At 59.2% G+C, this 14161-nt stretch carries 11 protein-coding genes; 3 read left to right on the top strand and 8 right to left on the bottom strand.

Features of this window, described 5'->3' with window-relative positions; genetic code table 11:
* The first annotated feature begins 18 nt into the window (after positions 1 to 18).
* Complete coding sequence (locus QP981_RS01865) at positions 19 to 852, top strand: class I SAM-dependent methyltransferase (RefSeq protein WP_284857335.1); 834 nt, start codon at positions 19 to 21, stop codon at positions 850 to 852.
* A gap of 26 nt (positions 853 to 878) precedes the next feature.
* Here the strand turns inward: QP981_RS01865 and QP981_RS01860 are convergent, their stop codons facing one another.
* The 7 genes from QP981_RS01860 to gatC form a co-directional block, all read right to left on the bottom strand.
* Positions 879 to 2342, bottom strand: coding sequence for a YkvI family membrane protein (locus QP981_RS01860; protein WP_147722646.1), 1464 nt, complete (start codon positions 2340 to 2342; stop codon positions 879 to 881).
* A 157-nt stretch (positions 2343 to 2499) separates the two neighbouring features.
* Positions 2500 to 3531: an ATP-dependent 6-phosphofructokinase gene (locus QP981_RS01855; RefSeq protein WP_038628534.1), complete on the bottom strand. Its 1032-nt coding sequence runs from the start codon at positions 3529 to 3531 to the stop codon at positions 2500 to 2502.
* Positions 3532 to 3584: 53 nt separating this feature from the next.
* Positions 3585 to 4709, bottom strand: coding sequence for an ABC transporter substrate-binding protein (locus QP981_RS01850; protein WP_284857337.1), 1125 nt, complete (start codon positions 4707 to 4709; stop codon positions 3585 to 3587).
* A gap of 10 nt (positions 4710 to 4719) precedes the next feature.
* A complete protein-coding gene (locus QP981_RS01845) occupies positions 4720 to 5520 on the bottom strand; it encodes an ABC transporter ATP-binding protein (RefSeq protein ID WP_284857338.1) in 801 nt (266 codons plus the stop codon).
* Positions 5521 to 6588, bottom strand: coding sequence for a FecCD family ABC transporter permease (locus QP981_RS01840; RefSeq protein WP_502869547.1), 1068 nt, complete (start codon positions 6586 to 6588; stop codon positions 5521 to 5523). It abuts the gene before it with no gap.
* Between the two features lie 115 nt (positions 6589 to 6703).
* Positions 6704 to 8218 (bottom strand): Asp-tRNA(Asn)/Glu-tRNA(Gln) amidotransferase subunit GatA, encoded by a 1515-nt coding sequence (gene gatA / locus QP981_RS01835; protein ID WP_016422480.1) that lies wholly within the window; start codon positions 8216 to 8218, stop codon positions 6704 to 6706.
* A 15-nt stretch (positions 8219 to 8233) separates the two neighbouring features.
* Positions 8234 to 8527, bottom strand: coding sequence for an Asp-tRNA(Asn)/Glu-tRNA(Gln) amidotransferase subunit GatC (gene gatC, locus QP981_RS01830; RefSeq protein WP_070603746.1), 294 nt, complete (start codon positions 8525 to 8527; stop codon positions 8234 to 8236).
* 227 nt (positions 8528 to 8754) lie between these two features.
* On the opposite strand from gatC, the gene QP981_RS01825 reads away from it, so the two are divergent.
* Together QP981_RS01825 and QP981_RS01820 are read left to right on the top strand one after the other, a co-directional pair.
* Complete coding sequence (locus QP981_RS01825; RefSeq protein WP_048735304.1) at positions 8755 to 9420, top strand: ACT domain-containing protein; 666 nt, start codon at positions 8755 to 8757, stop codon at positions 9418 to 9420.
* A 144-nt stretch (positions 9421 to 9564) separates the two neighbouring features.
* Positions 9565 to 11931, top strand: a complete 2367-nt coding sequence (locus QP981_RS01820; RefSeq protein ID WP_284857339.1) for a glycogen/starch/alpha-glucan phosphorylase — start codon at positions 9565 to 9567, stop codon at positions 11929 to 11931.
* Between the two features lie 38 nt (positions 11932 to 11969).
* On the opposite strand, the gene ligA is transcribed toward QP981_RS01820, so the two are convergent.
* A complete protein-coding gene (gene ligA / locus QP981_RS01815) occupies positions 11970 to 14090 on the bottom strand; it encodes an NAD-dependent DNA ligase LigA (RefSeq protein ID WP_101738712.1) in 2121 nt (706 codons plus the stop codon).
* Between the last annotated feature and the right edge of the window lie 71 nt (positions 14091 to 14161).

Below are 14161 nucleotides of genomic sequence, written 5' to 3'. Positions count from 1 at the left end.
TGCCCTAGGGTATAAGTCGTGCCCGGAGTTAACGAACACCCACCGATTCCACCGACGTCAGCACGCGATACGCCAACGTTCCGCGATGCCGCTGACCGCCACCGCGCAGGCGCTACTTTCGACGACGACCTGCAGGAAAGCGCCGACGGCGCCTCGGGCTACCACCGCGTGCGCCCCGGATATCCTCCAACCGTCATCGAAGCGCTTACCCGCCTTGCACCGCGCCCACAGGTAGTCGCCGATATCGGCGCCGGCACTGGGAAGCTCACCGCCTCGCTTGCCGACGTCTACCGCGATGCCACCCTGCTGGCACTCGATCCCTCCACCGCGATGCGGCAAGCACTGATGCACAATGTGCCAGCGGCGGAATGCCTGGAAGGTACTGCGGAGCGCACGAGACTGGAGTCCGACAGCGTCGATGTAGCAACATGTGCGCAGACCTGGCACTGGGTGGACCCGACAGCTGCAAGTAAAGAACTCGCTCGGGTGTTACGCATCGATGGCGTGGCTATGTTGGTGTGGAACACCTTGGATGTCTCCGTACCGTGGGTGCATCGGCTCAGCCGCATCATGCACGCCGGTGACGTGTTGCGCCCCGGCTTCTACCCTGAAGTTGGTCCGGAGTTGGAGTTAGTCGATGAGGTACGCCTGGCCTGGGAGCAGACACTGACCATCGAGGACATCGTGTTGCTGGCACGGACCCGTTCCTATTGGCTTCGTTCCAAGCCCGCCACACGCGTCAAGGTGGAGGCGAACTTGCACTGGTATCTCAACGAGCACTTGGAGCACACATACGAAGAAGGCATCGCCCTTCCCTACCGGTGCGATGCCTTCTATTTTCGAGCTGCCTAGATTTTCGAGCTGCCCAGTCGCGCTAGTTAGTTTTCTTTCTTCGGCTTAGGGTGAGCCACGCGCTTGAATGCGTTCTTAGTCTGACCGGCCAGCTTCTTCGGCGCAGTAGCTGTGGTCTCGCCTGGGAAGGAGTCCTTCGCGGTCTCGCGAGGGTTTTCTTCATCGGAAGCTTCTTCAATTTCGGACAGCTTCTCCAGGCGCTCATTATCCTTTTCTACGATGCGCTCGGCGTCATCCTCAGTGAAGTTCACGTTATCGTCGCTGACCAGTTCCTCGACGATGTCATCGCGAACGCTTTCCTGAAGGTCGACGTTGGAAATGTTGGAGTTAGCCAAAGCGCGATCGAGCTTCTTCTGATCGGCGGTGGTGAACTTCTTGTTCGGGTGCATCTTTCGGCGTGCGAGCTTACGGATACGACCGCGACGCTTCGACTCCTCCATCAGCTTGTTGCGTCCTGCCAGGTACGCACCGCACAGAATCACGATTAGGGCGATACCGACATAGCCTAGTGCCGGGTAAATGGAGCCAACCAGAGCCTTGAACCCAAAGAAACTTAGGCCAAAGCCAATCAGCACGGTCACGATGAATACCAGGCGGAAACGGTGCGGGGTATTGCGTGTTAGGCGGCGGCCCAGCGCGTAGAACATGCCAATGGCCGTGTTAAAAATCATGGCGTAGATGATGATTGCCATCACGGTACCCAGGACCGGGTGGATGTCATTGACGATTGCCAGGGTCGGCATATCTTCGTGGCCAACATCCTTGACCTTGAAGAAGAGGGCAAAGGTCACCAGCGTCAGCAGACCTGCATAGATGCTCCCGCCCATGAGACCACCGATGCCAGCTTCACGCGGGTTCAGGTAGCTACCGCCGATGACAATCGACATCGATACGGCCACCATCACACAGAAACCGACATAGTTCAGGGCAGAAATAGACCAGTGTGGCAGCGATGTCGACAGTTCATTGGTGTACTGCGCGGCCTCCGACATCGACGTGTCGGTGGTGAACAAAGTGTAGATACCGGCTCCAAGCAGGAACACGATAATGAATGGAGTGATCATGCCAATCACGCGGCTGACCTTGTCGGCATCCAGCATGCCTACACCCAAAGTCAGGGCAACCATGATGACGGCGCCGATCCACACCTCAAGTCCGAACTGCTGGTTCAAGTTCGCACCGGCACCGGCGAACATGACGAAGCCGGTACAGAACAGCGTGATCATCACGGCGATATCCAAAATCTTCGAAACCCAACTGCGGGTGATTACGTCGAAGACCTCGGAGTGCTCATCAGCCTGCAAGTAGCTGGCAATTGACAGCACTGCCAGGCCACTGGCAATCATCACGACGGAGGCAAGTACCACGCCCCACAAGCCGTTAGTGCCAAATGCCACGAAGTACTGCATCATTTCCTGGCCGGATGCGAATCCGGCACCGACAGTTAGGCCGACAAAGGCCATCGCGATTGTTGTGGCTCTTTTCCACATAACGAGAAAATCCTAAATATAAGTCTATTTTTCAAAAACCGGAACCTTATAAAACATACTGCCCGGACTGGTGATTGATACACCAGCTCGGGCAGTATGCCTATTTTGTTACGAAGATGTGCCTAAATGTTTAGCAACGCGTGCTTAACCGACGCGTTTAACCAAACAGCGCAGCAGCTGCGCGGTAACGGCCATCCGGCACAACCTTCAACTCAGCAACCGCATCGTCGATGTCGATACGCTCGATGTTCTCACCGTGCAGAGCGACGATCTTGCCGAAGTCCCCCTCGTGTACTGCTCGGGTGGCGTGGACACCGTAGCGGGTAGCAAGCACGCGGTCGTACGCAGTCGGCGTACCGCCACGCTGAATGTGACCCAGCACCGTGGTGCGAACGTCGTACCCGGTGCGCTTCTTAATCTCCGCACCAATAACCTGACCAATGCCGTTGAAGGTTTGGTGGCCGAACTGGTCGACACCGCCCTCTTCGTACTCCATGGTGCCCGGCTTCGGGGTGGCGCCCTCAGCGACGACGATAATGCCGTACTTCTCACCCATCTGGAAACGGCGCTCCATCGACTTCACAATCTCGTTGATGTCGAATGGCTTTTCCGGAATGACAATGTGGTGAGCACCGCCGGCCATACCCGCATGCAAAGCGATCCAGCCCACGTGTCGACCCATGACCTCAACAATCATGACGCGCTGGTGGGATTCCGCAGTGGTGTGCAGACGGTCAACCGCGTCGGTGGCAACAGCCACAGCCGTGTCGAAACCGAAGGTGTAGTCCGTACCGTTGACGTCATTATCAATAGTCTTCGGAACACCGACGACCGGCACCCCATTGTCCGAAAGCCACTTGCCGGCCTTCAGCGTACCTTCGCCACCGATTGGGATCAGGGCATCGATGCCCGCATCAGAGAGATTTTCCTTGATGCGGTCGAGGTTAGACATGAGAATGTCCGGATGCACGCGGCCGGTGCCCAGCATCGTGCCGCCACGCAGCAGCATACGGTCAATCCGCTCATCGTCGTAAAGCTGGACCCTACGGTCTTCCATAAGACCAATCCAACCGTCCTCAAAACCGACGACGGTTGAGCCGTACTCGCTCGAGCTGGTACGGACAATTGCACGGATAACGGCATTCAGACCGGGACAATCTCCACCGGAGGTAAGGGTCGCAATTCGCATGATGCCCACCTTAGTCGCGTTAGTCAGTTCGTGCTTGACGGCCTTGGTCGAAACTACTTCCGCAGGTACTCCTGCCCTGGTAGCTCGGACGGTAGCGCCATCTTCGTCGTCACCTCCGACGCCGGCACAAGACCATATTCCTCGAGCGCCTTGCGCACGTACTCTGCGGCATCGACGTTCAGCGGAGACTCCGTCCACAATGCAATCGGCAGGTTAATAAAGCGGTTCTCCTTGACCGCCTCGAGATCCTTCGTTGCCGGATTCGTGCGCAAAACCTTGATTTTCTCTTCGAAGGTCTGACCTGGGTAGTCCACAAGCGCGATGAAGTCGGGTTCCGTTTCCGCGACATGTTCCCAGGACATCGTGGTCCAGGTGTCCTTAATAGACTCGGCTGCATTCGTCGCGCCGGCCTTTTCCAGGATGCCCTGCGGTGCGCCAAAGGAACCCGAGGTAAACGGTGCGTCGCCGGCAGAGTCAAAGAGGAAGCCCACCGGCTTCTTGACGCCCTTCGGCGCGGCATCCAGGGCTTGCAGACGGTTATCAATATCTGCAATAACCTTGTCGCCCTCACCGTCGTGTCCGGTCAAAGTAGCGATGTTCTTCAAATCGATTTTGACGGCTTCCCACGGGTCCACCAGACCACGAGTGTGTCCCGGGTCGCCACTGCCTTCCTTGCCCGCCGAGGCTGCGTCACCAGTGCGGCAAGATTCCGTCAGGGTGTAGGCACCGATACCGTGCTCGGAAAGCGATTCCGGGGTAATACCCTTATCCTCGCTAAATCCATAGCCCCAGCCCGCCAGCATCAGATCCGGCTCGGCCGCAATAACCTGCTCCAGATTCGGGTATTCCTTCGCAACTTCTGGCTTCTGCGCAATTTCATCGCCGTAAGCTGCGGTCAACACCGGCAGGTGCGAGGCCATAGAGCTCACTGCAGTGATCTCATCCGCGGCCCCCACAGCTAGCGCCAGCGAGGCGATATTACCGTCGTTGATGAGCAGCTTTTTAGCTACACCCGGGTAGCTGACTTCTTCACCGCAGTTGGTGAGGGTAAGGCCTGACGACGAAGCCTGCGTTCCCTCATCAGAGCCACAGGCGGCGGCTCCGAATACCAGTGCAGCCACTGCGATACCAGCTGCTGAGGCACGCAGGGGACGTCGGAAAGCATGTGCGTTATTCAAGGGAGTACTCCTAGTTGATGGTGGCAGCATCCAGCTCGCTATCGATTGCGAGATGACGGCGGCCAGAGGGAGAATTGAGCTGACAGGATTCAGCCTGAAAGATTTTGGCGACGAAGTCGCGGGTCAGCACGTCTACGGGGATGCCGTCGGCCGCGATACCGCCGTCCGCGACCACGATGACGCGGTCGAAGTGGTTCATCACCAGGTCCAAGTCGTGGATGGCGGCAATGACACACGCTCCGCTGGAGCGGGCCAGCCGGAGGACGGATTGTTGATGGCGCACGTCGAGGTGGTTGGTGGGCTCGTCGAGAAGCATAATCGGCGAGTCCTGGGCGATGGCGCGCGCCAAACATACGCGACGACGTTGCCCGCCCGAGAGCTGCCCACACAGGCGTTGCGCGACTGTTTCCAGACCTACGAGCGCCAGCGCACGGTCGACGTGGGAGTTGTCCTCGGCAGTGTTGCCACCCAAAAGGCGCTGGTAGGGCAACCGACCGAGGGAGACAAAGTCGCGCACGCGCATTTCGGCGGGTGGGACCTCGTTTTGTGCGACGAAAGCGAGATCACGAGCGCGGTGCTTCGAGCTGATTGAACTCATCGATGTGCCGTTAATCTCGACCTCGCCCGCGGCCGGTTTCGTGATTCCGCCGAGCGCACGCAGCAACGTGGATTTGCCCGCGCCGTTAACACCGATGATGGCGGTCATGGGCTCCGCGCCGAAGCTGAGGTTGACTCCGCTGACGATGGTGCGTCCGGCGATGTCACAGCGCACATCTTTCGCGGAGAGGACAGATTTTTGTGGGGCGCTCATTTACTCGGCACCTCCGTAGCTGTAGTGCGAGCGGCTCATGAGGTAGAGGAAGAGCGGTGCGCCAACCAGTCCCGTGACCACGCCCAGCGGCATTTCCTGGCTTCCGCCCACTACGCGCGCGATGATGTCCACCCAGATGAGAAACAGCCCACCCATGAGTGCAGCAACCGGTAGGACAACGCGGTGCGTGGCACCTACCAAGATGCGGGTCAAGTGCGGAATCACCAGGCCGACAAACCCGATACCGCCCGATACCGCCACGAGCGTGCCGACGAGGACAGCCTGGAGCACAAATACCTGCGTGCGTAGCCGAGAAACGTCAATACCTACGGCCGCTGCGGTGCTCTCACCAGTTGCCAGCGCATCGAGATGACGGGCCTTGAACAGGAAAAACAACAGTACTGCGATGAGGACGATGAGCGGGAAGAGTGTCTTCACCCATGTCGCACCGGCAACCGAGCCCAGCATCCAAAACATCACAGACTGCGCGGCCCTCGGGTCTGGCCCAGCGAAGACCATGAAGCTACTCAGCGCGGAAAACGCAGCGGAGAGCACAACGCCAGAGAGCACCAAACGCAGCGGGGTTAGTCCTCCCCCGGCCGTAGCGAAGGCGCCGACTGCGAGGGTGGCCATGACTGCACCGAGGAGTGCGCCGAATGTCAGCGGCGCGATGGGGCTACCGGAGAAAGCACCAAAGATGATCACCGCGGTCGCACCGGCGCCGGCACCCGCGGAAATACCTAGCAGATACGGGTCTGCCAACGGGTTACGGACCAATGTCTGCATAGCCACACCGGAGACAGCTAGCCCCGCCCCTACAATCGCTGCGAGAATTCCCCGGGGAGCGCGGAGATTCCAGATGATGGTGTCCGAACTGGCGGGCACAGACTCATCGAGCTCAGTGCCGAAGAGGTGATGCGAAATGACCTGTGTCGTGGTGGACCAGGTGATATCCGCCGAGCCGAAGACCACCGCAGCGACCAGACTGACGGCAATGGCTATGACAATGACCAGCCCATAAATCCACGGCATAAACCGCGGCGGGCTTTTAATTCTGACTCTCTTCATGTTTGCGTTCCTGCGCATGTATGAAATTTCCCCCGGCACGACAACAACCGCCGCTCTCCCACTTCGGTGAGAAAACGACGGTTGAAGAAAACCGACTAACGCTTATTGAGCGCTTTTATGCAATCGGGCCACGAACCTTTTCGTAGGCCGCGCCGACCTTGTACAGACGATCATCACCGTGGCGCGGAGCCATAATCTGCAGGCCCACCGGCAGGCCGGTGTCTTCAGCCAGGCCCGACGGCACGGACATGCCACACATGCCGGCCAGGTTGAGCGGCAGAGTACACAGGTCGAACATGTACATGCTCAGCGGGTCGTCAACCTTCTCGCCCAGTTTGAACGCAGTGGTCGGAGTGGTCGGCGAGATCAGGACATCCACCTGTTCGAAGGCCCGCTCGAAGTCCTGCTGAATCAAGGTACGGACACGCTGTGCCTGGATGTAGTAGGCGTCGTAGTAGCCGACCGATAGCGCGTAGGTACCGATGATGATGCGTCGCTTAACCTCATCGCCGAAACCAGCGGCACGGGTCATAGCCATGACCTCATCGGCGGAGTGCGTACCGTCATCACCAACACGCTGGCCGTAACGCATGCCGTCGAAACGAGCCAGGTTGGAGCTGACCTCACACGGCAGAATCAGGTAGTACGCGCTCAGTGCGTGGTCGAAGTTCGGGCAATCGACCTCGACAACCTCCGCGCCAGCTTCCTTAAGCTTGTCGACGGCCTCGTGGAAGCTGTCCAGTACACCGGCCTGGTACCCCTCGGTGCGGTCAAACTGCTTGACGATGCCGACCTTAACCCCCGTGAGGTCACCGGTAGCACCTTCCTTGGCAGCAGCAACCACATCGGCAATCGGCTGCTCCGTGGAAGTCGAGTCGTTCTCGTCGTGGCCAGCAATGATTTCGTGCAACAGCGCGGTGTCCAGAACGGTACGCGCGGTCGGGCCACCCTGGTCCAACGAGGAGGCACAAGCGACCAGGCCGTAGCGGGATACCGTGCCATAGGTCGGCTTCACACCGACCGTTGCGGTCAGAGCTGCTGGCTGACGAATCGAGCCACCGGTGTCAGTACCGATAGCCAGCGGAGCCATACCGGAGGCCAGCGCCGCGGAAGAGCCACCACCGGAACCGCCTGCGGTGCGCTCAACATCCCACGGGTTGTGAGTCGGGCCGTAAGCGGAGTTCTCAGTCGACGAGCCCATCGCGAACTCATCCATGTTGGTCTTACCCAGGATTGGGATGCCAGCTGCACGCAACTTGGCAGTAACCGTTGCGTCGTAAGGGCTCATGTAGCCCTCGAGCATCTTGGAAGCGCAGGTGGTCGGCGCATCGGTGGTAGTGAAGACATCCTTCAGCGCCAGCGGAACACCGGCCAGTGCGGAGGCCGGCTCCTCGCCAGCATCCAGCGACTCATCGACCTTGCGAGCTGCAGCCAGGGCCTCTTCGGCACCGACGTGCAGGAATGCGTGAATGTCCTCATCAATTGCCGCGATACGGTCGAGGAACGCCTGGGTGACCTCTACCGAGGTCAGCTCACGAGCGTGAATCTTCTGTGCGAGCTCAAAAGCGCTCAGCCCCAGAATCGGGTCCTCAGCAACAGCGGCATGCAGGTTCGGGTTAGCTGCAGTCATTTCTTCCACGTACTCCTACTCGCCGAGAATCTGGGGAACTTCGAAGCGCTGGCGGTCCTGCGACGGCGCCTGGTCCAGCGCCTGCTCCGCAGTCAGCGTCGGCTTGACGACGTCCTCGCGCATCACACCGGACAGCGAAGAGGGGTGACTCATCGGTTCAACATCATCCGTAGCCACCTTTTGAACGGCCTGGACGTGGTTAATAATGCCGTCGATCTGACCGGCGAACTCGTCGAGTTCCGCGTCAGTCAGAGCCAGACGGGACAATCGCGCTAGGTGGGCGACCTCATCGCGTGAGATAGCTGGCACGCTAGTACCCCTTTCATTTCTTCGTACGAAGCTAGTGCACAGAAGTTTAGTTGAAACTGATTTTGAACCGCGCGAGCGGGCTGTACTTGCCAACAGTAGTCGTTGTCGCCAAGCAGTTGTCCGCAGGGTCTTACATTTCAAAGGTTTACCCTGTAGCCTAAATCACTACTTCTATAGTTACACCGCAAGCATCACTATCAATTATTCGAAAGGTTGTGCACACAGCCATGAGTTACCTCCTTCGCATCCAGCTTCCCGACGAACCAGGCGCACTTGGCTACGTCGCGGCTGCCCTGGGCGAAGTAGAAGGTGATATTCGCAGTGTCGATGTCGTAGATTACGGCGCTAATGGCGTTGTTGTTGACGACATCGTGGTTGACCTGCCCATGGGCCTGCTACCAGACACACTGATTACAGCGGCTCAGTCCATTAGCGGAGTGGAAGTCGATTCAATTAGGCCTTTCTCCGGCTCGGTCGACCGCCGCGGACAGATTGCACTGCTGGCCAAGTTCTCGCAGCACACGAAAAACTTAGATCGTGCCCTCGGAGATGTCGTCGACGGCCTGCCTCAGACTATGACTGCCGGCTGGGCTATCGTCCTCGGCGAACAGAGCGATGGCCGCTGGGTACGTCGCGCTTCCTCTACCGCTGCTCCAGAGGATAACGGCCGGACTCTGCCGGAAGCCCCAATTGACTCGCCGCGAAACCTCGATCCGGACGAAGAAACGTGGCTGCCGGAGGACTGGACAGTTATGGACTCCTCCATTGCCGCCACTCCGATGGGCAAGGGCCTCGTTCTCGTTATTGGCCGGCCCGGCGGGCCGGACTTCCTACCAAGTGAGGTTGAGCACTTGGGACGGATTGGCACGATTGTCGGCGCGATTATCGACTAGCAGCGGCTAATGGGCTGCCCTCTTCTGAGGGCAGCTCCCTTCCGCTCGAAGCTCTTACCCTAAGGCTCCTCCCCTATGGAGCGCAGTGATTCACGCTTAGCGGTAAAGTCTGGAAATGATACCAGTCAATAAGGAGCTTCTTTGATGTCGAACTTGAGTGACCTCGTCGGATCCCACATTCGTGCCGAGTCCGGCCGTGTCCCCCAGTCGTCCACTGAGATGGAATTCTGGTCCGGTCTGTCACGGGTTGTTGTCGATGACCTAGCGGACAACTGGCAGCGCACCACGGAGGCATACGCTGCTACCCGCCAGCAGCACTACTTCTCCGCCGAGTTCCTCATGGGTCGCGCCCTGCTGAACAACCTGCTCAATACAGGTCTGGTGGATGAGGCCTCTGCTGCCGTGGAAAAGTACGGCAAGAATCTGACAGACGTGCTCGAGGCCGAACATGACGCCGCTCTCGGTAACGGTGGCCTGGGTCGTCTGGCCGCCTGCTTCCTGGATTCCTGTGCCACGCAGAATCTGCCGGTGACCGGTTATGGCATCCTCTACCGCTACGGTCTGTTCAAGCAGACCTTCGAAGATGGCTTCCAGGATGAGCACCCGGACCCGTGGATGGAAGAGGGCTACCCCTTCGTCATTCGTCGCGAGGAACTGTCCAAGATTGTCACCTTTGATGACTTGGTGGTGCGCGCTGTTCCATATGACATGCCAATTACCGGCTACGGCACCGATAATGTCGGCACGCTGCGCCTGTGGCACTCGGAGCCGATGCGTGAATTCGACTATGACGCCTTCAACTCGCAGCGCTTCACCGACGCCATTGTCGAGCGTGAACGCGTCCATGACCTGTGCCGCGTGCTCTACCCGAATGACTCGACCTATGACGGCAAGGTCCTGCGTGTCCGCCAGCAGTACTTCTTCGTCTCCGCTTCGCTGCAGACGATGATCGATTCTTACATCGAGAATCACGGCGAGGACCTGCGTGATTTCCACAAGTACAACTCCATTCAGCTCAATGACACCCACCCGGTGCTCGCTATCCCAGAGCTGATGCGTCTGCTCCTGGATGAGCACGATATGAGCTGGGACGACGCCTGGAACGTCGTGTCCAACACCTTCGCCTACACCAACCACACCGTTCTGGCAGAAGCGTTGGAGACCTGGGAATACTCCATTTTTGACCGTCTCTTCGGCCGCGTTCTGGAGATCACCCGTGAGATCGACCGCCGCTTCCGCGAAGACCTGGCGGAGCGCGGCTTCGACCAGGGCAAGATTGATTACATGGCGCCGATTTCCCACGGCCGCATCCACATGGCGTGGATTGCCTGCTACGCCGCGTACTCCATCAACGGTGTTGCCGCTCTGCACACGGAAATCATTAAGCGCGAAACGCTGAAGGACTGGCACGATATCTGGCCGGAGCGCTTCAACAACAAGACCAACGGAGTCACCCCGCGCCGCTGGCTCAACCAGTGCAACCCGCGCCTGTCGGCACTGCTGACTCGCCTGTCGGGTTCGGACGCCTGGGTCACTGACCTGGACAAGCTCGCTGAGCTCGAAAAGTTTGCTGACGACGAGGCCGTGTTGCGTGAGATTCTCGAGATCAAGCACGAGAACAAGAAGGACTTCGCCACCTGGCTGGAGCACCGCCAGGGTATTTCGGTGAACCCGGACGCCATCTTCGATACCCAGATTAAGCGTCTGCACGAGTACAAGCGCCAGCTTCTCAACGCGCTCTACATCCTGGATCTCTACTACCGCATCAAGGAAGACCCAACGCTGGACGTGCCACCACGCGTATTCATCTTCGGTGCCAAAGCCGCCCCAGGCTACGTTCGCGCGAAGGCCATCATTAAGTTCATCAATGCTATCGCGGACAAGGTCAACAACGATCCGGACATGGACGGCCGCCTGCAGGTCGCCTTCGTTGAGAATTACAACGTCACCCCGGCAGAGCACATCATCCCGGCCACCGACATCTCCGAGCAGATTTCCACTGCCGGTAAGGAGGCTTCGGGTACCTCGAACATGAAGTTCATGATGAACGGCGCACTGACGCTGGGCACCATGGACGGCGCAAACGTCGAAATCGTCGACGCCGCCGGCGAAGAAAACGCCTACATCTTCGGTGCGCTGGAAGAGGAACTGCCGGAGCTGCGCCGCACCTACAGCCCGCGTGGCACTTACGAAACGGTGCCGGGCCTCAAACGCGCGGTCGATTCGCTTGTCGACGGCACTTTTGCTGACGGTGGCAGCGGAATGTTCCACGACCTGCACTTCTCGCTGCTGGAGTCCAACGGGTACGAGCCGGCCGATGTTTACTACGTCCTCGGCGACTTCGCTGACTACCGCGAGACCCGCGACCGCATGGCGGAAGACTACCGCGACGAGCTGGCATGGGCCAAGAAGTGCTTCCTGAACATCATCCGTTCGGGCCGCTTCTCCTCCGACCGCACCATCCGCGATTACGCCAATGAGGTCTGGAAGCTGGAAGAGACCAAGATTTAGGCCCGGCTGGGTCAAATCCTGGCTGGGCCAAGCCCCAGCTAGGCCTGACCAGTTTCCAGCAATCGCTTGAACCCATCCTCGTCGAGGATGGGCAAGCCCAGCTCCTCGGCCTTTGTGGCCTTGGAACCGGCGTTTTCGCCAACCACCACGTAGTCGGTCTTCTTCGACACCGACCCTGCGGCCTTACCGCCACGGGAGATAACGGCTTCCTTCGCGCTGTCGCGAGTGAAGTCCTCCAAAGAGCCGGTGACTACCACGGTCAATCCCTCTAGCACCTGATCTGGACGATCGGCGACCTCATCGGCCATACGCACACCGGCAGCTTCCCAGCGCTCGACAACCTCGCGGTGCCAGTCCACCTCGAACCAGTCAGCCACGGAATCGCCGATGATCTCGCCAATGCCATCGATGGCCGAAATCTCCTCGCGGCTCGCAGCGCGCAGCGCCTCCATCGAGCCGAACTTCTGTGCCAAGGTCCGCGCCACTGTTGGACCCACATGACGAATGGACAGGCTGACCAATACGCGCCACAGCTCTTTATCCTTAGCTGCCTCGATGTTGGCCAACAGTTTCTTACCATTGGCGTTCAGGGTTTTCCGCGAAGCCGTAGTGTAGACCTCAGTGCCGAGCAAATCTTCCTCGGTGAGGTCGAAGAGGCGGGACTCGTCGGCAAGCACGCCGCGATGAATCAAATCGGCAGCGCCCCTCTCCCCCAGGTTTTCGATATCGAACCCGGAGCGGGAGGCGAGGAATTCAATTCGACGCCGCAGCTGACCTGGACAGTAGCGGGTATTGGGGCAACGCCAATCGGCATCGCTGTCCTTTGCCGGAGCCAAACGAGTACCGCACTCGGGGCAGAGAGTCGGGTAAATGTACTTTCGCTCGCTACCATCTCGGAGATCGGCTACGGGGCCGAGTACCTCTGGAATCACGTCACCGGCCTTGCGGATGGTCACACGGTCCCCGATGAGCACACCCTTTCGGTGCACCTCGGAAGGGTTGTGTAGCGTCGCCATCTCGACAGTTGACCCGGCCACGAAGACCGGCTTCATCACGGCATATGGCGTCGCACGACCAGTTCGGCCGATGGAGACTCGAATGTCCAGCAGGTCCGTGGTGACCTCTTCTGGCGGATACTTGTAGGCAATCGCCCAGCGCGGCGCCCGCGAGGTCGCGCCCAACGCGCGCTGCTCGGAAAGGGAGTCAACCTTGACCACAAGCCCGTCCATCTCGTGGATGGCGTCGTGGCGGTGCTCGCCCCAGTACTGCATCTGCTTAACGACGTCATCCGCGGAATGAACCTGCTTTGTATACGGCGACACGTGGAAACCCCACTCGTCCAAGGCACGATATGCCTCGTGCTGGGACTGTGGACGCCAGCCCTCGATATGACCAATTCCATGGCAAATCATGGACAACCGGCGCTTGGCCACTTCTGCAACATCCTTCTGTCGCAGGGAACCGGCGGCGGCGTTACGGGGGTTGGCAAACGGCTTCTGACCCGCTTCGACGCGATCGGCGTTGATGCGTTCGAACTCTTCCAACGAGATAAAGACTTCACCACGCACCTCGAGCACGTCGGGGATGTTCTCGCCGCTGATTTCATGCGGAATATCTTCGATAGTGCGCGCATTGGCGGTGACGTTCTCCCCCACGCGGCCGTCTCCGCGGGTGGCCGCCCGGACAAGGCGGCCATTCTCATAGACCAGATCGATAGACAGGCCATCGATTTTCAGCTCGGTCAGATACGTGCTGGCCGGGGTGCGGGCCAGCCAGCCGCGCAACTCCTGCTCATCGAAAACATTGTCCAAGCTGTAAAGGCGTTCGAGGTGCTCAACAGGCTCGAACACTTCCCCGTCGGCAGGCGTGTCGACCTGCGCACCGACCTGCTGCGTGGGGCTGTCCGGCACCACCAGATCGGGCCACTGCTCCTCTAACCGCTGCAGTTGACGGAACATCTCGTCGTATTCAGCATCGGAGATAACCGGCTGCGCGGTGTAGTACAGCGCAGCGTTTTCACGAATGCGAGTTGCTAGATCTTGCCACTTCTCCCGGACGTCCGCCGGCGCTGGCTCGGAGGCGGGGGCGCTGGAAAACGAAGACAAATCGGAGGTTGACAGGTCGGAGTTCTCATCGGTCGAGGAAGTCACGTCGCTCATTCTATGTCATTGCCCGGATGCGCCGGAGGACACGGAAATTCTCTTGACCTTGTTCCTGCCCCTCAGCGAAT

Origin of the sequence: Corynebacterium sp. MSK047, from assembly GCF_030232285.1 — a bacterium.
Lineage (GTDB): Bacteria > Actinomycetota > Actinomycetes > Mycobacteriales > Mycobacteriaceae > Corynebacterium > Corynebacterium jeikeium_D.
The sequence above is the reverse complement of the archived record's forward strand: the minus strand, read 5'-3'. Positions and strand labels throughout refer to the sequence as shown.

Coding starts and splice junctions, on each gene's coding strand:
- QP981_RS01845 (WP_284857338.1), bottom strand. CDS start 5,520: ATGAGCGCCCCACAAAAATCTGTCCTCTCCGCGAAAGATGTGCGCTGT.
- QP981_RS01825 (WP_048735304.1), top strand. CDS start 8,755: ATGAGTTACCTCCTTCGCATCCAGCTTCCCGACGAACCAGGCGCACTT.
- QP981_RS01840 (WP_502869547.1), bottom strand. CDS start 6,588: ATGAAGAGAGTCAGAATTAAAAGCCCGCCGCGGTTTATGCCGTGGATT.
- QP981_RS01820 (WP_284857339.1), top strand. CDS start 9,565: ATGTCGAACTTGAGTGACCTCGTCGGATCCCACATTCGTGCCGAGTCC.
- ligA (WP_101738712.1), bottom strand. CDS start 14,090: ATGAGCGACGTGACTTCCTCGACCGATGAGAACTCCGACCTGTCAACC.
- QP981_RS01855 (WP_038628534.1), bottom strand. CDS start 3,531: ATGCGAATTGCGACCCTTACCTCCGGTGGAGATTGTCCCGGTCTGAAT.
- gatA (WP_016422480.1), bottom strand. CDS start 8,218: ATGACTGCAGCTAACCCGAACCTGCATGCCGCTGTTGCTGAGGACCCG.
- QP981_RS01860 (WP_147722646.1), bottom strand. CDS start 2,342: ATGTGGAAAAGAGCCACAACAATCGCGATGGCCTTTGTCGGCCTAACT.